Genomic DNA, 16,813 nt, shown 5'->3' on the forward strand with positions numbered 1-16,813 from the left:
TTTCTATGCTGCCGCAGGCAAGGGAACCGCTGGGCACCGCGCTGATGCGCGGTCATGCGATCACATGGGAGGTGCGGGATGCCGACGTGTACCCGCCGGGCCAAGTCGACCCGGCGCTTATGCCGTCGGGAGGCCGCCGAGTGGCCCCGCTACGACGATCTTCCCGCCCCCGTGGTGGCGTGTGCCAGCCACCTCACGCCGGCGGAATGGGCTGCCTGCCAGGAAGCCCGCACCCGGGCAAACGCCGCTGCACGCAGGCCGAACTGGATCAGGTGCTGGGCCCCGTCCCGCAGCGTCTCGCGGACCTGGGGTGCGAGACGCCCGGCTGAGGCGGTCGACGCGTCGTCGTCGAGGGGCCGCGCCGGAAAAAGTGTGGTCTCGTGCTACTCCCTGTCACTCTCAGGGAGTACCGCCCCGCTGAGCCCGCAGCCTCAGACCTAGTTCGGCCTTTCTCAGTTGGCTCAGGGCCGTGTCCGTGCCGAGGGTGTTGCCCGTGGCGCGGCAGAAGTCGGCGGCCTGGTGGTTCGCGGGGATGGCCTCCGAGAAGCGGCCGGCATCCACCAGGGCCCCGGCCACGAGGACCAGTCCCCAGCCCTCCTTCTCCGTGTCACCGGCTGCCGCATAGGCCTCGTGGAGGCGCCGGAACACGGGGAGGGTTTCCTCGGTCCGGCCCGCGTTCGCGATGTCGACGCCGATTTCCATCAGGGCCCGTTGTTCGAGATCGGGACGGTGTGCCCTGCGGCTCACGTCGGCGCAGCGCAGGGCGACGACGACGGCCTGCTCGCACCGGCCTGCCTTCACCAACGCCTTGCCGAGGTCGAACAGGGCCTCACCCTGGCCCTCGTGATCACCTTCTTCACCGAGGCAGGTGACGGCCCGGGCGAGGGCCGCGATGGCCTGCTCCGTCCGGCCCAGGGCCAGTTGGGCGCGCGATAGCTCGCGGAGCATGGTGGCCTCAGGGCCTCGCATGCCTCTTTGCCGCATGAGGTCCACGGCTCGCCGGAAGGCGCTGAGGGCCTCGTCGTGGCGTGCCCCCTCCATGAGGGCCTGTCCGAGACCGTAGTGGCCCACCGCTTCGTACGGGTCGTCGCCCGACTGCTGGGAACAGGCCACCGACCGCTGCCACATGACGATGGATTCCTCGGCCCGCCCCACCGACTTCAGGGCTCCGGCCACCCGGCGCAGGACTTCGGCCTCGTCCTGGTGGTCACCGGTCTCGCGGAAGACCGCCGCGGCCCGCGAGTACCAGGCGATCGCCTCCTCGTGCTGCCCCGCGTTCTCCAGGGCGAGGCCGACGTTGCGCAGGGCCGGGCCCTCCTTGGCGCGGTGGCCCAGGCGTTGGTGGAGCTCGGCCGCACGCATGTGGGCGGTGGCGGACTCGGCGTGCCGGCCCGCTGTGGCGAGACTGGTGCCGAGCTCGCCCGAGAACACCGCTTCTTCGCTCAGCTTGCCGGCGTCGCGGAACGCCACGACGGCCTGCTGGCGGGCTGCGATGGCATCGCCGGTACGGTCCGACTCCGCCAGAGCGGCGCCCAGGCCCGCCCACGCCACTCCCTCACTGCCGCGGTCGCCGGTCACTCGGAAGATGCCCACGGCCCGCTCCCATACGGAGGCGGCCTCCTCGAACCGTTGCAGGCTCCGGAGGGTGAGGCCGACGTCGAGGAGCGCCTTGCCCTCGGCCGAGCGGTCGCCGGCCTCCCGGCAGGCCGCGCTCTCCCGTTCGTAGGCGGTGAGAGCCTCCTCGTACCGGCCCAGCGAGGAGAGACTCTTGCCGAGTTTGCCCAGCATGACGCCCTCACGCTGGTGGTTGCCCACCATTTGGTAAAGGGCGATGGCCTGCTCGCAGACGGATATGGCCTCCTCGTATCGTTGTGCGTTGCGCAGTGCCTCGCTCCGGTTGGACAGCGCACCCGCCTCGTTGTCGGGGTCGCCTGCCTCACGGAAGAGAACGGCGGCCTTCCCTGTCGCGGCGGCGGCTTCCGCGTATCGGCCCGCGTGCGTGCAGGCACCGCCCAGATTGAGGAGTGCCCCGGCCTCGCCGACGCTGTCACCGGCTTCGCGCAGCAGGGCGACGGCCTGCCCGCAGACGGTGACGGACTGGTCGAAGCGCCCCATCCGCAGCAGAACGCCGCCGAGATTGCGGAGTGTCTGTCCCTCTTCCTTGCCGCTGCCCGTCGCGCGCAGCAGGGTGGCCGCCTGCTCGTAGGCGGTGGCCGAGTCCTCGAACCGGCTCAGGCTGAACAAGGCGTTGCCCACTCCCCTCAGGGCGTCGGCCTCACTACCGCGATTGCCTCTCTCCGCGTAGACGGCGGCTGCCTGCCGCAGGGGCGGGAGGGCCTCCTCGAACCGTCCGAGCCGCAAAAGCGCCGTGCCGAGGTTGTACAGCGGCGGGCCCTTGGACGCGTTGCGCGTGGAACTGTTCTCCTCGAAGAGTTCGAGGGCCCGGCGGTTGGCGGTGACCACCTCCTCGTACCGGTCCGCCGCCATCAGCGCTTGGCTCTGGTTGACCAGCGCAGCGCTTTCGAGGTGTCGCTCGCCTCTTTCGCGGTAGATGGCCGCTGCCCGTCCCGAGGCGTCAGCGGCTTCGTCGATCCTGTCGAGGCCGGACAGGATCCTGCTGAGATTCGCCAGGGCCATGGCTTGGCTGCCGCGTTCGCCGGCCTCGCCGAAGAGGGCGGCGGCGCGCTCGCCCGCCCTGGCCGCCTGGGCGAGCCGTCCCATCCTCTCCAGGGCGATGGCGAAATCGTTGTGGAGGTTCGCCGCGCCGGACCTGTCGCCAATGTCGAGTCGAACGGTGGCCGCTCGTTCGAAGGCGGTGACGGTCTCCTCGTCCTGCTGCAGCCCGGCCAGTGTCTTCGCCAGGTCCGCCAGCGACGTGGCAAGGCCGGGGAGATCGGTGCCGGGCCCCGCCTCGGCAAGTCTGCGGTACAGGTCGGCGGCCTGCTCCTTCGCCGCCAGGACTGCCTCCCGCTTCTCGTGCCCTTGCGGGGCGAAGGACACCCGGGTGAGCTCCAGGGCGCTCTCGGGCAGGTCGAGAACGGGGTGGGCCAGCATCAACCGCCGGTACAGTTCGGCGGCTTCCTCGTACTGGGTCCTGGCCTGCTCCCGGCGGCCCAGGTGCCACAGGCGGTCGCCCAGTTCCTGCACCGCCTCGGCGAGACCGAGGTGGTGGGCGGCGAAGTCGGTCTCGGCCAGCTCCCGTTGGAGGGACACGGCTTCCTCGACCGGAGTCAACGCTTCTTCGCCGCGGCCCGCACGCCCGAGGATCAGGCCGAGGTTGAGCAGTGCGAGCGTGAGGACGCGCTGGTGCGCGGCGGGGTTCGCGGCGGCGAGTTGGCGGCAGAGGTCGACGGCCTCCTTGACGACGGTCAGCGCCTCCTCGCCCCGGTCCGTCGTGTGCAGCGCACCCGCGAGATTGACGAGCGCGGCGGCCAGGTGAGGGTTCTCGGCGGCGGGGTGCTCCGCGGCCAGCGCGCGGTAGAGGTGGGCGACTTCCCGGCTGGCGGCCAGCGCCTCCTCGCCGCGACCCAGCATGAGCAGCCTCGCGCTGAGGTTGCCCAGTTGGCCGGCGAGGCCTTTCCTCCGGGCGTCGGGAAGGCCGGCGGCCAGTCTGCGGTGGAGGGAGAGGGCCTCCTGGGTGGCGGCCGCTGCCTCCTTCGCGCGTCCGTGCCCGGCGAGGCGGAGGCTGAGGCCGGTCAGCGAGCTCAGCAAGGTGGGCAGGTGTGCGGCCGGGTCGGACTGGGCCAGCCCTCGGCTGATCGTCAGGGACTCCTCGGCGAGGAACAGGGCCTCTTCCGAGCGGCCCACGTGGGACAGCTTCTCGGCGAGGCCGTTCAGTGCGACCGCCAGCCGTTGGAGTGGGGCAGGATCGTTCGTGCCCTCGCGGTCGGTCCCGACGAGCTGCCGGCACAGGCGGACGGCCTCCTCGGCCGGGGCGATCGCCTCCTGCCTGCGGCCCGCGTTGCTGCGGCGCGCTGCCAGCGTGCTGTAGAGCTCGGCGCGTTCGAGGCGGTCGCCGGTCAGGGTCAGCCGGTGGGCGATCAGGACCTCCATGACCGCGAGGATGCCGATGTCCAGGTCGACGTCACTGCCCTGGGGCAGCAGGGTCTCGACCGCCTCCAGTACGGCCAGCAGGTCCGGGTCGAGGGCGCCATCGCCGGTTTCGTCCGGGCCGCCCGGATCGCCGAGGGCGGCCAGTGTGGTCAGGGCGGAGCTGCCGGCGGCGATCGCGAGTCCGGGATCGCGGCGCAGCAGCGGGTACAGGACGTCCTTGCCGAGGTGCGCCCAGCGGGCGGCGGCGGACGCCAGGAAGGTCACGGCGCGGGGAGCGATGACCGCCCGGAGGTCCTCTTCGGCGGTCACGCCGGGGGTCGGTTCGGCGGACGTGGCGGTCAGCGTCGCGGGGGCGTCGTTCGCCCAGGGGTCGGGTTCGTAGGAGCTGATGTCGTGCCCGGGGGTGAGCAGTCCGAGGAAGTCCTCCGCAAGGCGGTCGGGATACAGCGGTTCCAGGACCGTCGCCCGGTCTGCGGGCGGATAACAGAACCGGTGGTCGTCCAGGAGGTGGTCGTGCGGTTCGGGCAGGGCCAGCTTCCGCAGGGCGCGTTTCCCGGTTCCGTGGCCGACCGCTCCGGTGAGTACGGCGGTGAATACGGTTTTGGCCATGACGGACTGCCCGGTCCGGTAGTCCTGCCCGTGCCGTCCGGCGTCGACGAGTTTCTGCCAGGCCAGCCGCTCGCGGTCCAGCAGGTACGCCGACAGATGGTGCGGCTCGGCGAGGGACGGTGCCGTGCCGTTCTTGCGGGCGTCGACCGCTACCAGGGCGGCCATCTGCAGATTGAGGGGCAGGCCGAAGTCCCGCTGGTCGAGCGAGGCGGGCGGCTGGATGCTCACGGTGTCCGCCACGCCGTACAGGTCGCTGTCGGCGTAGCGGTCGCGGGCCGCGGTAAACATCCGCAGCCTGTCCTCGGTCAGCGACGGCAGCCGGAGGTCGTCGGCGGCGGCGCGACGGTCGCCGAGTTCCGCGCGAACGGCGGCGAACCAGCGGACCGTGCGGCCGATCAGCAGGACGCGCGTAGGCCGCTGCTGATTGAGCACAGGGGAGGTCAGGAGGCGTTCGAGCTCGCTGTGGGCCCATCGGTCGGCGTAGTCGACGACGAGGAGCACTCCGGCGGCGTCGCCGGGTGGTGCAACGCCGTTGCCCGAGGGGAACGGTCCGGGGGACGCGCCCTGGAATCCCGCGTGCAGGACGTGCCAGGGCCGCGCGGCGGACGGGCCCGGCCCGGTGCGGCCACGTGACCGTTCGGCGAACTCGAGGGCGAGGCGGGTCTTGCCCTGTCCGCCGGGGGCATGCAGCAGCAGGACCGACAGCCGGGGGCCGTTGGCGTCCCGCCACTGCCGCAGCCGCTCCAGCTCGGCTTCCCGGCCGACGAACGGGACGATCCGGCTGCGCGCGTCCAGCAGCCGGCTGGGCTGTTCCATCAGCCAGGCGGGGTCGAGTTCGGCCGGGGCCGGGAGCTCCTCGATCGCGGGGAGGCGGAAGCCGTAGACGTTGATGGTCGCGTTGGTGCTCTGGACTCCCCAGCCGTCGGGGCCCACGTTCTGCACGTAGGTCCGCTCGTCCGGGACACGGGGGCGTTCGGGGTTCTCGGTCACCGCCGGTCACCTGCGATTCCGGGCGTCTGTGTGATGGTCAACGTCGCGTTCTCCGCCTGGATGCCGGTACCGCCCGACACGTTCTGGACGAAGCTGGCGCGCGGCTGCTGCGCCGGCGCATCGCCGGGCGGGGTCCCGTCAGGGCCGAGGTCCGAGGGTGCCGCCGGGCCAGGGTCCGGGGGCGCTTCCGGACCCCAGGCGGTGGTTCCCGGTATCCAGATCCACGCCTGACCCCGGTACTCCTTCTCCGTGACGGCCACCTGCCGGAACTCCTCCGGCCGAAGGGTGGTGTGTGCCTCTTTCACGACATCACGGAAGACGGCCGCAGACACCGCGACGGCAAGACAGGCGTCCGGTGCCTCGTCGAGGGCCGCGCGAAGGGGTGCGCTGTCGAGGATGCGGCCGATCTCGACGGGGGCCGAGCCGACGAAGCCTCCCGCGCCCGGCGCGGCGGGACCGAAATGGACGGCTGCTCTGAGCCTGAGCCGGGCCTGCGGGATCCGATTCTGGTTGAACTCCCGCAGTCCGGCGTCCAGGGCGCGCATGAAGGGGTCGATCAGGGCAGGCTCGTAGGCCGTCCCGGGCAGGACGGCGAACACGGAGTCGCCGCCCTCCTGCGTCAGCCAGCCGTCACGGTCCAGCCGGGCGGTGGCAGCGGCCCCGTCCAGCAACCGCGCGATGCCCTCCTGGTACTGGCGCTGCGTCACGGTGTCGGCACATCCGTACCCTTTCGCGTCGACCGCCAGCAACAGCCTGCGCTCGAACGTCCCCGAGCCGCCCGGCCCTTCCCCACGGTTCGCTGTCATGGCACCTCTCGCTACGCGCATTCCGGGACGGAGACCGCCCGATCAGTCAAATCTCCTGTGAATCAACAGAGTTGCTTCACGTCGGTCCGGCGCCCGCGCTCCCCCTGTACGGGCGCCGGTACAGCAGTCGTACACCCCCGCCCCGGAGTAAATCCTGTGGAAGTACGGAATGCCGGGACTCCTGACGCGTACCAGGTGCCGAGAACCCGCAGAAGTGTCTGGTTCGGGCGGGGCGTCCGGTCCCTACTGGCTGTATCGGACGGAACACACCGTCGTCGTACGAAGGAGATCTTCATGGCGTCCGCTCGGCAGGAAGGCAGCAATCGTCCCGCGCAGTACATGTTCACCGCGCTGCACACGACCCACCAGCACGCGGACGCGAAGGCGGGCATCCTGGCGGCGGCACAGGCGGCGCTGACCGGCACGGCGGGGGCGTGGACCCAGCGGGCTGTGCTCGCCTGGGAACGGGGCGGTGCGGCCGGGGTGTTCGCCGGTGTGCTGTTGGCCCTGTTCGTCTGCGGGCTGGTCGGCGGTGTGGTGAGCCTAGCGGCCACATTGTGCCCGCGGATGCTGCGGCATCCGGACCCCAACCGCTACAGCTTCGTCCAGCTGGCGAACGGGCCGGACATCCTGCCCGCCGACGGAAGGGGTGTTGACGAGGCGACGGACCGGCAGGAGTTTTCGCGCACCGTACGGTTCCTCGCGCGCGTGGCAGTACGCAAGTACCGCTGGCTGGCCGCGGCGGTGATGTGCACGGCCGTCATGGGGGTGAGCGGTGGGCTGGGGGTCGTACTCCTGCGGGTGGTCGTCTGACAGCGGCCGCCAGGGAAGCTCACGTGCCGTTCAACGCGGTTCGTCCGCCAGGTCCGCCAAACGTCTGAGCCGGGGCAGGTCACGGATCACGGTGGCGCGGTAACCGGTCTTCAACAGGCCCTCGTCGCGCAGTTCACGCAGGACCTTGTGGATGGTGGTCTCGGCAGCGCCGACCAAGGTGGCCACCTCCGGCTGCGTCAGCCGACAGCTGACGACCACGCCTCCGGCCACCGGCGATCCGTAGGAGGCGGCCAGTTCCACCAGCAGCCGGGCCAGACGTACTTTTGCCGGGTACCCGCGGAAGTCCAACCGCCGCTGGTTCGCCCAGCGCAGCCGTTCGGCCACGATGGCGGTCAGGGTCATGGAGACCTCCGGGCGGCGCAGAAGCAATTCCCGCAATACGCCGCTGGGCAGCACTCTAGCGGTCAGCGGACCGCAGGCGGTGACCGTTGCGGAGCGCGGAGCGCCTGTCATCGAAGCCATCTCGCCCACGGTGTCCCCGGCTGCCCTGACCGCAAGGAGCGAACTCTCACCGTTCTCCACGGTCGCGGTGACCTTGGCGAAACCGGACAGCAGCAGCAGTACGTGCTGGTCGTTCATTCCCTCACTGAGGAGCACGGATCCCGCCTCGAACCGTACCCGGGTGCCCAGTCCGAGAAGTTCCCGCCGGGCCGGGAGCGACAGCAGCCCGAGCAGGCTGCGCGCGGGCCATTCTTCGGATCCGATCGGCGCATCCATGTGTACTTCCCCGTGTCTGTCCGCGTTGGGCGTGCCGGTCATCATCGTGCCCGTCCGCACAAAGTCCAAGACGATTCTCACCCTCCGCAGCAAGGACCTGCCGCACGCCGGGAGAGCCCAGCATTCGCTCGAGGAGCTGGTGCCGTCGTCCCAGAGGGCGGGATGCCGACGTGTACCCGCCGGGCCAAGCTAAGTGCCGCAATCGAAGCCCTCCGACCCGTGGAAGGACGGCAGCGACACCACCGCCGCGGTCTCGGAGGCGACGAAGAACCTCTCCAGCGCCTCGGTGGGCTCCACCATCCCGATGTGGAGCGTCTTGACGCCGTTGCGGCGCGCGGACGGATCGCGCAACTCCAGCAGCCGCAGCAGGTGATCGGCGAGCGCCGCACAGCACGCGGTAGTGGACCAGGTCCGGCTGCTGGGCCACCGCCGTCTCGATCGCCGCCAGATACGCCTTCTCCCGCGACCGGAAGCCGGTGACGACCAGCTGCTCGCGCGCCCCGCGACGACATCGACCATCGCCTCAACCAGGTCGGTCCAGTGGGTGAGAACCTTGACCACCACGGCGGTGCCGAAGGTCTCCAGCACGCTGGAGCGGGCGCACGCCGGGGGCCTCGCGGCTTGGGACCTGATCGTCGTGGACGAGGCCCACCGCGTTTCGGGCCGGATCGGGAAGCCGTGGGCGGTCGTCCACGACAATCAGAAGATCCCCTCCCTGCGTCGCCTCTACATGACGGCCACGCCCCGGCTGTGGCAGCTCGGAGACGAGGACGAGGCCGGCGCACCCGGCGAGCTGGTCGCGAGCATGGAAGACGACCCCGAGGGCCCCTTCGGCAGCAGGGCGTTCACTTTGACGCTCTCGGAGGCCATCGACCGGGGAATTTGTGCCCCCTACCAGGTCGTATGCGTCGACATCACCGACACCGCACTCCAGGCCGCGCAGCTCCTGGGCGCTGAAGGCCGATCCGAACAAGTCCGCGGGGCACGGCTTGCTGCCCTCCAGACCGCCCTGGTGAAGGCATCAGCGGAGGAGAACTTCCGGCGCACGCTCGTCTTCCATCACGTCGTTAAGGAGGCCGAAGCGTTCGCGGCCGGTCTCCCCGGCGTAGCCGCGCAGCTGCACGCGTCCGACCCGGAGCTGTACCCCAAGACGATCTGGTCGGATGGCTGTGCGGCGACCACAAGCCGCTCCACCGGCGCCGGCTGCTCGGGGAGTTCGCGGCCGGGATCGCCGTCGACGGCACCGTGGTGGAGAAGTGCTTCCTGTGCTCGGTGAAGGTCCTGGGCGAGGGCGTAGACACCAAAAAATGTGACTCCGTGTACTGGGCAGACGTACGCGGCTCCATGCCCGACCTGGTCCAGGCCGTGGGCCGGGCCCTGCGGATGCAGCCGGGCGAGGGCAAGCTGGCCAGCCTGGTCGTGCCAGTGCTGCTCGGGCCAGGCGAGACGGCCGACAACATGCTCACCTCCCGGGCGTTCGGCGGGCTGGCCAAGCTGCTGGAGGCGCTGCGGGCGCATGACGCGAGGATAGTGGAGAGCCTCGCGGAGCAGCAGGCCCCGAGCCGCTACAAGCCCGTCAGGAAGGACGAGAGCGGGAAGAGCACGGGCGGGAGCGGCGAGGACTCCGGGGGCGTCAGTGCCCCCGCCAAGGCCCTGCTGAAGTTCTCCACGCCCCGCGACCCGGCCGCCCTCGCGGCGTTCATCAACCTGCGCGTCGTGAACCCGGAGCACGAGCACTGGCGGCGCGGTGTGGAGGCGGCCGTGATCTACGCCCGCGAGCACGGCGACCTGCGCGTCCTGGCTTTGTAGGTGAGAGTTGAGGCCAGTTGTTGGTGGGTTCTGACTCCAGTGCCGTCGGCAGAGAGTTGGTGTCGGTGAGTTTTGACTCCACCGGGGGGCTTGTGGTGGGAGTATCGGGGTGCATCGGCTAGCGCTGGGTGGCTCAAGTGCCCGTTTCGAAGGTCGAGTTGTACGCGGCGATCCGCCATGACGCTCGGGTCGAAGGGCTGTCCAGCAGGGCGTTGTCGGTCAAGTACGGGGTGGGCCGCCGGACGGTCGCGATGGCGCTGGAGTCGGTGTGGCCGGCACCGCGCAAGCAGCTTCCGCCCCGGATCTCGCGCCTGGATCCGTTCAAGGCGACGATCGACGGGATCCTGCGGGAGGATCTGGACGCGCCGCGCAAGCAGCGGCATACCGTCAAGCGGGTCTTCGACCGGCTGATCGACGAGCACGACGCGCAGGGCGTGACGTATTCGATGGTCCGCGCCTACATCTTCCAGCGGCGCCCGGAGATCCGTGTCGAGGAGGGCCGGGGCCCGCCGCAGGCGTTCGTGCCGCAGACCCACCGCCCCGGTGATGAGGCGGAGGTCGACTTCGGGGACGTCTGGATCCACCTGAACGGCGTTTCGACCAAGGTGTTCCTGTTCTCGCTGCGCCTTTCGTTCAGTGGGAAGGCCGTGCACAAGATCTTCGCTTCGTGCGGGCAGGAAGCCTTCCTGGAAGGCCACGTCCGCGCACTTCAGGTGCTGGGCGGCGTGCCGCGCGGCAAGGTCCGCTACGACAATCTGCGCGCCGCGGTCAGCCAGGTCCTGGGCCGCACCCGGGGCAGGGTGGAAAGCGACCGCTGGACGGCGTTCCGGTCCCATTTCTCGATCAACAGTTTCTACTGCAATCCCGGCATCGAGGGCGCCCACGAGAAGGGCGGAGTCGAGGGCCAGATCGGCTGGTTCCGCAGAAACCACCTGGTCCCCGTCCCGAAGGTCGCCTCGCTGGCGGAGCTGAACGCGATGGTGGAGCGCTGGGATGAGGAGGACGACGCCCGCCGGATCATGCAGCGGGCGCTGACCATCGGTGAGATGTTCGCCGTCGAGCGCCCGCTGCTGGTCCCGCTGCCGCAGGAGGAGTTCGAGACCGGACTGGTGTCCTCGCTGCGGGTGAACCGCTACAGCCAGATCAGCGTGCGCACCAACCACTACTCGGTGCCCGTGCGGCTGATCGGCCGGATGGTGCGGGTCGTGCTGCACGCCTCCGAACTCGTGGTCTACGACGCGCACAGGGAAGTCGCCCGCCACGAGCGGCTGATCGCCAAGGGCGGCTCCCGCCTGGAGCTGGACCACTACCTGGAGGCCCTGGTCCGCAAGCCCGGCGCGCTGCCCGGGGCGACCGCGCTGGACCAGGCCAGGTCGGCCGGCAAGTTCACCCCGGTCCACGACGCCTGGTGGCAGGCGGCCTGCACCGCCCACGGCGACGCGGAGGGCACCCGGGCACTGATCTCGGTGTTGCTGCTGCACCGGCACATGGTCCACGAACACGTGGTGGCCGGGATCGCGACCGCGCTGCGGGCCGGCGCGCTGACCGCCGACGCGGTCGCCCTGGAGGCCCGCAAGTGGGGCGAGGCCGACCAGGGCGCCGACCAGCCGGCCGAGCAGGGCATCCCCGCGCGCCGGGTGGACGGCGGGGCGACGGTGACCTCGCTGACCGAGCGCCGCCTGGCCGCGCTACCGCCCGACCCCAGGCCGCTGCCGTCGGTGGCCGCCTACGACCAGCTGCTGCGATTCCGCCGGCGTCCCGCCGACGGCCAGGCATACCAGGAAGAGGCACCGTGACCGCCAAGCGCAACCGCGGACTGACCGAACAGGCCGCCGACACCGCGGTGGACCAGGCGTGCCGGATGCTCCGGCTGCCCACCATCCGCTCCCAGTACCCGGAGCTGGCCGAAGCCGCGGCGCGGGACCAGATGACGTATCGCGGGTTCCTGGCCGAACTGCTGCTGTCCGAATGCGATGACCGAGCCCGCCGGCGTTCTGAGCGGCGGATCAAAGCGGCCGGTTTTCCGCGCGAGAAGTCGATCCGGCAGTTCGACTTCGACGCCAACCCCGTCATCGACCCGGCCGCCATCCACACCCTCGCCAAATGCGACTGGGTCAAGAAGGGCCTGCCGCTGTGTCTGATCGGCGACAGCGGAACCGGGAAGTCCCATCTGCTCATCGCGCTGGGCACCGAGGCCGCGATGCACGAGTACCGGGTGAAGTACGTGCTGGCCACCAAGCTCGTCAACGAACTCGTGGAGGCCGCCGACGAGAAGCTGCTGGCCAAGACCATCGCCCGCTACGGCCGCGTCGATCTTTTGTGTATTGATGAACTCGGCTATATGGAACTTGACCGCCGCGGGGCGGAGCTGCTGTTCCAGGTATTGACCGAGCGTGAGGAAAAGAATTCTGTGGCGATCGCCTCCAACGAATCCTTTGGAGGCTGGACCAAGACCTTTACGGATCCCAGGCTCGGGCCTTGACCCCGAATCCTGAACACGGGTTATGCGGCTTGTGCCAGCGTAGTTGGTGTGCGGTGGAAGGCGTTCTCGAAGTCGATTGGTGATCGTTGTCCGAGGCGGGAGTGTCGGCGTCGGGTGTTGTAGCGGTGGAGCCATCGGAAGGCGTCGAGGCGGGCCTCGCGCTCGGTCGGCCAGCTCTTTCGTCCCTGTAGGGTCTCGCGTTTGAAGGTCGCGTTGAAGGACTCGGCGAGTGCGTTGTCCGCGCTGGACCCGACCGAGCTCATGCTTCGCCGAACCCCTGCTGACCTGCATGCTTCGGCGAATGCCCTGCTCGTGTACTGGGCTCCGTGGTCGGTGTGCATGATCGATCCGGCGAGGCTGCCGCGGGTGCGGATCGCCGCGGCCAGGGCGTCGGTCACGAGGTCCGCGCGCATGTGGCCGGCGATCGCCCAGCCGGCCAGACGGCGCGAGGCGAGGTCGATGACGGTCGCCAGATAGCAGAACTTCCCGCCCTCGATAGGCAGGTAAGTGATGTCGCCGACGTACTTCGTGTTCGGCTTGTCCGCGGTGAAGTCGCGGCGGATCAGGTCCGGCGCCTTGGTCGCAGCCGGATCGGGGACGGTGGTGCGGTGCCGTCGGCGCAACCGGACCCCTTCGATTCCCGACTCCCGCATGATCCTGGCGACCCGCTTGTGGTTGACCGCCGCACCGTTCTCCTCGCGCAGCTCGGCGGTGATCCTCGGGGCTCCGTAGGTGCCGTCCGATTCCTGGTGCACCGCCCGTATCCGGGCGGCCAGGCGGGCGTCGGCCACCTGCCGGGCGGCCCGGTCCGTGGCTGTCCGGCGCCAGTAGTAGAAGCTCGAGCGGCTGACGCCAAGGATGCTGCAGAGCCGCTTCACGCCGTAACGGCGCTGGAGGTCAGCGACACACTGGAAGCGGTTCACCAGCGCGTCTCCCCGGCGAAATACTTCGCCGCTTTGCGCAGGATCTCGCGTTCCTCCTCCAGCTCGCGGACCTTCTTCCGCAGGGCGGCGTTCTCCGCCTCCAACGGGGCCGGCGGCTGAGAGGGTTCCTGCGTCCGACGTCCTCGGGGACGGCTCACCCCGGCTGCCCGAACCCAGTTCCGCAGCGTCTCCGGGTTGATCCCCAGATCGGCTGCGACCGACCTGATCGTCGCTTCCGGCCGCGACTCGTACAGCGCGACCGCGTCCACCTTGAACTGCGGCGGATAGTTCTTCATCACCACGAGATGTCCGTTCTCAGATCCTCAGGATCCAGTGTCTCGTGTGTCCAACATCAGGGGTCAAGGCCCCAAGTTCAGCACGCCCCCGAGCAATGACCTGACGGACAAGGCCAGTAGCGACGTCACACACGTCCACGACAAGGGCGATCCGTGGTTCTGCGCTCACCCGGTGGAAGAGCTTGGTCCATGGCCCAGTCAGTATCCAGAAGGCACCCTCCTCCCACACGAACCACACGGGCCGCACGGTCGGCCCGTCAGTCGCCACGCGGGCGGTGAGTGGCTGACTGAGGAAAACATCAATGTCAAAGGGCGAAGAAGTCACGTCTCCATGGTCGTTCTCCGGTCTGCGACCGGACACCCCGACCTTTGACCTACGTCCCTCAGGGCAAGTGGTGCCTGCCGACTCACTAGGATCGTCGCAACACACAAAGTGTTGCGACGATCCCTGGAATCCGCCTGCCCCCGCCTCCATCGTGAGAAGCCTCAACCAAGCCGGAATCCACGTGAATGCCGGACGCACCACCGCGCTGATGAACCTCGCGCAGGACCTGCCCGCAGCAGTCCTCGCCTCGCTTACCGGCATGCACGTGGTCACCGCCGAACAGTGGCACCGCCGAGCCGCACCGGACTGGAGCGCCTACCTCGCAGCTCGCCGCAAAGCCGGGCACCCTCCGAGTGACGCTTCCCTCACTGTGCAGACGGAGTAGCACCTCAGGGGCGGGCTTGCTGAAGTCCCTCCCCTGCCCGGCCGCAAGGCATGTCAGTGGCAGAGGCGATCCTTGCCCTGTGACGAGCCAGGATGACTACCAAAGTGCCGATCAGAAACTCCATGTGCCATTGCCTGATCCACGTTCCGTGATCGAGGGAACGGACTGGACCGGACTGGAGCATGCCTACGGAGTAGCGCAGGACACCCCACTTCGCCTGCTTCAACTCCTGGACGAGGACCCGGAGGTTCAAGCGGGGGCACTTGAGCAGCTGGACATGTCCGTCCTCCACCAAGAGTCCTTGTACAGCGCGACGGCGCCAGCCGCACTGTACGTATCCGCAGTGTTGAACGACCCCCGCACTCTGGCCCGCCACGAGAACTACTTCACCTGGGATGACCAGCCTCGACCTCTACGTGCCGCCTTGCTGGAATGGCTGGGTCAGATCGCGGATTCGGCGGCCTACGGCGAGACGAGCGACGAGGAGGAGGACGGCAACGATCCGGGCGTTACCGATGCGGTCCGCGCCGTCCGCGGCACGATCCACGACGCCGTTTCCGCTCACCTCTTGGCCCCTGACCCCACCGTCCGTGCGGCCGCCCTCAGCGCCACCGCAGCGCTCCTTCAATCTCCCGAGCTGGCGAGTCGTATCTCCGGAACCACCCAGGTTCTCCGGCGGCTACTCACCGAGAGTCCCGACCGGCGTGAACGCGCCAGTACCGTCTTGACCATCGGTGCCTGGGGCCAGGACACCACGACCTGGCTCGAGGACCCCGACCCCGCCATCCGCGCCTGCGCGGCCCTGTCACCGGCATGCGCCGACAACACCAACGCGACGCGAACGATCCTCCGCGCTCTACTCGAACCCGTAGTCATCGACTCCTGGTTCCTCGAACCCACCGCCGCCGACCCCTGGGCCGGAGAACCGCTTCCACATATCGAAGGCCGGCTGCGATATGCCCTTCTGTCCGCGGCCACCGAACGCGCTGCCGACTTCGAGGAGCTCCTGCCTGCCGCCATGGCCTCCGTGCCGTTCTGCAGCAACCTCACCATCGCCAAGGACTGGGGACCGCTCCTCGCAACAGCTTTCCCTTCCGGCTACAACCAGGGCACCAACCTCACTCTCGCTCAGCACCGCTACCTGAACGCTCTCGCCGACCGCGACGTGTGTTGGCGGCACACCCACCTCATCACCTCATGGTTCGACGACATTGGCCTTCCCGCAGACCGGGGCGCCATCAAGGCACTCCTCACTGGGTCGGCAGCACCCGGCAGGAATACCGCACGGTTCGAATGACGCGCCCCACCAACTCACCTGAGCACCGTTACCGAGCCGTGATCACCCGGTGGGCGCCGCGCAGAGCTCGGAGACGATCGCGAACGACGTCGTCACCATCGGCACCGCCATGGCCGGCGGCATCACTACGTGCGTGGTCCGGCCGTGCACCATGCCGTTGCGGATCTGCCGACCGTAGTCGAGGTACTCCGCCTGCCGGGCCGTCAGGAGGCCCGCGTCGGCGCCAGCGTGCCGGGACGGAGATTCCTCCCCCATCGAAATAGGTGCTCTTCGGCTCGCTGATGTCCACGCAGTGAGTGGAGATGGCGGCGGCCACGATCCGGTCGTCCAGGCCCGGCTCGCGGCGTCGGCCGCGCAGGACGAGGGCGAGGTGGCGGCGGGCTTCGGCGAGCAGGTGCCTGCGGTGGAAGCGGCCGCCGTCGTTCATCACGAACACCATCGCGGGGTAGTGGCAATGACGGGCGACGGCTTGCTGACGGCGTCGCCATCTTGACCAGCTCAGGGCATGAACACGGCTCTGCGTCATCGTGAACCCGTAGTCAGTACTACAGTGAGCGGCTGTCAATGAGGCCGCAGCGGCTCTGGTGAAGGAGAGCACCCATGACCAGCGCCGCACTACCGTCGGCAACTAAAGAGGCCATGCCCCGCATCGAATATCGCCAGTTCAAGCTCGTCGATGACGGAGCCCTACTCGAAGTTCCGGAGAGCTGGCCGCAGGCCGGTGAGATCGTGGTTGCCGCCGGCCGCGGAGTGCTCTTCACGACCGGAGGCAACGACTTCTATCCGAAGGTGCGGGTTGAGGTGTGGCCGACGGAGCCGGGAATACGAGAGGAGACAGCCTGGGAAGTGGTCCAGGAGGTCGACTTCCTCAGCGAAACGGGGACTGTAGAGCTGCGCGAATGGGACGGCCCCACTGATGCGGCCATGCGAGTTGGAGCTGTAGGTCCTGTACGACTGCGAGCCCATTGCAAGGGGCGCGCTGAAGCAGCTGCTCTAGTCGGTCAAGAACTCTACTACGAGGGTGTCGAGGAATGGCTCCTCCAGATCTGGCCTCTCCACACCTCGAACAGCCGGCCTGAAGCTTCCTGATTGCTCTGAACCTCGGTGCTCCCCCACGCGCGGTGAGGTCGCGTCTTTCGAGCAGGGACAGCGCCGGGAAGAACATAGTCGGCGTCAAGTACTGCTCGTACTGCGAGTCGTGCCGGCCTGCCCAGCCGACCGTCATCTCCCCGATATCGCGCACGTGGTCGCAGGACTCTTTTCTGCACGTGAGTACGCAGTGGCAGC

The 16,813-nt window shown here is 69.2% G+C and carries 13 protein-coding genes and 2 pseudogenes; 8 read left to right on the forward strand and 7 right to left on the reverse strand.

Annotation, left to right across the window (positions count from 1 at the left end):
* Nucleotides 1-399: 399 nt before the first annotated feature.
* Both OG210_RS32655 and OG210_RS32660 read right to left on the reverse strand, forming a co-directional pair.
* Complete coding sequence (locus OG210_RS32655) at nt 400-5,652, reverse strand: tetratricopeptide repeat protein (protein ID WP_328336000.1); 5,253 nt, start codon at nt 5,650-5,652, stop codon at nt 400-402.
* Entirely contained in the window at nt 5,649-6,458 is an 810-nt protein-coding gene (locus OG210_RS32660; RefSeq protein ID WP_328335999.1) for a hypothetical protein, read from the reverse strand. Before OG210_RS32660 ends, OG210_RS32655 begins: the two co-directional genes overlap by 4 nt.
* Before the next feature lie 294 nt (nt 6,459-6,752).
* Between OG210_RS32660 and OG210_RS32665 the strand changes: the two genes are divergently transcribed.
* Complete coding sequence (locus OG210_RS32665; RefSeq protein ID WP_328335998.1) at nt 6,753-7,271, forward strand: Pycsar system effector family protein; 519 nt, start codon at nt 6,753-6,755, stop codon at nt 7,269-7,271.
* Nucleotides 7,272-7,301: 30 nt separating this feature from the next.
* Here OG210_RS32665 and OG210_RS32670 read toward each other — a convergent pair whose 3' ends face one another.
* A complete protein-coding gene (locus OG210_RS32670; RefSeq protein WP_134656225.1) occupies nt 7,302-8,009 on the reverse strand; it encodes a Crp/Fnr family transcriptional regulator in 708 nt (235 codons plus the stop codon).
* Between the two features lie 189 nt (nt 8,010-8,198).
* On the reverse strand, nt 8,199-8,597 hold the full coding sequence (locus OG210_RS32675; RefSeq protein ID WP_328335997.1) for a hypothetical protein: 399 nt from the start codon (nt 8,595-8,597) through the stop codon (nt 8,199-8,201).
* Between OG210_RS32675 and OG210_RS32680 the strand changes: the two are divergent.
* The 3 genes and pseudogenes from OG210_RS32680 to istB all read left to right on the forward strand — a co-directional run.
* Nucleotides 8,593-9,806, forward strand: a pseudogene (locus OG210_RS32680) (helicase-related protein); the annotation flags it as partial. The gene OG210_RS32675 and the pseudogene OG210_RS32680 sit on opposite strands and share 5 nt — an antisense overlap.
* 149 nt (nt 9,807-9,955) lie before the next feature.
* Nucleotides 9,956-11,614: an IS21 family transposase gene (istA, locus tag OG210_RS32685; RefSeq protein ID WP_328335996.1), complete on the forward strand. Its 1,659-nt coding sequence runs from the start codon at nt 9,956-9,958 to the stop codon at nt 11,612-11,614.
* Nucleotides 11,611-12,300: an IS21-like element helper ATPase IstB gene (gene istB / locus OG210_RS32690; protein WP_331719765.1), complete on the forward strand. Its 690-nt coding sequence runs from the start codon at nt 11,611-11,613 to the stop codon at nt 12,298-12,300. Before istA ends, istB begins: the two co-directional genes overlap by 4 nt.
* A 20-nt stretch (nt 12,301-12,320) precedes the next feature.
* Here the strand turns inward: istB and OG210_RS32695 are convergent.
* Nucleotides 12,321-13,525, reverse strand: a protein-coding gene (locus OG210_RS32695; RefSeq protein ID WP_328330467.1) for an IS3 family transposase whose coding sequence is annotated in 2 segments (ribosomal slippage) — nt 12,321-13,234 and nt 13,234-13,525 — 1,206 coding nt in all. Because the reading frame shifts where the segments join, the coding sequence is not laid out codon by codon here.
* 67 nt (nt 13,526-13,592) lie between these two features.
* Nucleotides 13,593-13,844 (reverse strand): annotated as a pseudogene (locus tag OG210_RS32700) (pyridoxamine 5'-phosphate oxidase family protein); the annotation flags it as partial.
* 181 nt (nt 13,845-14,025) lie between these two features.
* Between OG210_RS32700 and OG210_RS32705 the strand changes: the two are divergent.
* Both OG210_RS32705 and OG210_RS32710 read left to right on the forward strand, forming a co-directional pair.
* Nucleotides 14,026-14,229, forward strand: coding sequence for a hypothetical protein (locus tag OG210_RS32705; RefSeq protein WP_328335986.1), 204 nt, complete (start codon nt 14,026-14,028; stop codon nt 14,227-14,229).
* A gap of 79 nt (nt 14,230-14,308) precedes the next feature.
* Nucleotides 14,309-15,526: a HEAT repeat domain-containing protein gene (locus tag OG210_RS32710; RefSeq protein WP_328335985.1), complete on the forward strand. Its 1,218-nt coding sequence runs from the start codon at nt 14,309-14,311 to the stop codon at nt 15,524-15,526.
* A 42-nt stretch (nt 15,527-15,568) separates the two neighbouring features.
* Here OG210_RS32710 and OG210_RS32715 read toward each other — a convergent pair whose 3' ends face one another.
* The gene (locus OG210_RS32715; RefSeq protein ID WP_328335984.1) at nt 15,569-15,781 is read right to left on the reverse strand and encodes a hypothetical protein; all 213 of its coding nucleotides are present in this window, start codon (nt 15,779-15,781) and stop codon (nt 15,569-15,571) included.
* Between the two features lie 37 nt (nt 15,782-15,818).
* Here OG210_RS32715 and OG210_RS32720 point away from each other — a divergent pair, with 37 nt between their 5' ends.
* Together OG210_RS32720 and OG210_RS32725 are read left to right on the forward strand one after the other, a co-directional pair.
* Nucleotides 15,819-16,019, forward strand: a complete 201-nt coding sequence (locus OG210_RS32720; protein ID WP_328335983.1) for a hypothetical protein — start codon at nt 15,819-15,821, stop codon at nt 16,017-16,019.
* A gap of 107 nt (nt 16,020-16,126) precedes the next feature.
* On the forward strand, nt 16,127-16,615 hold the full coding sequence (locus tag OG210_RS32725; RefSeq protein WP_328335982.1) for a hypothetical protein: 489 nt from the start codon (nt 16,127-16,129) through the stop codon (nt 16,613-16,615).
* Nucleotides 16,616-16,813 lie beyond the last annotated feature (198 nt).

This window comes from Streptomyces sp. NBC_00466, from assembly GCF_041433995.1.
Lineage (GTDB): Bacteria > Actinomycetota > Actinomycetes > Streptomycetales > Streptomycetaceae > Streptomyces.

Bases quoted from the DNA above. Each gene is read 5' to 3' on its own strand.
- OG210_RS32660 (WP_328335999.1), bottom strand. From the start codon at position 6,458: ATGACAGCGAACCGTGGGGAAGGGCCGGGCGGCTCGGGGACGTTCGAG.
- OG210_RS32665 (WP_328335998.1), top strand. From the start codon at position 6,753: ATGGCGTCCGCTCGGCAGGAAGGCAGCAATCGTCCCGCGCAGTACATG.
- OG210_RS32670 (WP_134656225.1), bottom strand. From the start codon at position 8,009: ATGGATGCGCCGATCGGATCCGAAGAATGGCCCGCGCGCAGCCTGCTC.
- OG210_RS32715 (WP_328335984.1), bottom strand. From the start codon at position 15,781: ATGGGGGAGGAATCTCCGTCCCGGCACGCTGGCGCCGACGCGGGCCTC.
- OG210_RS32725 (WP_328335982.1), top strand. From the start codon at position 16,127: ATGACCAGCGCCGCACTACCGTCGGCAACTAAAGAGGCCATGCCCCGC.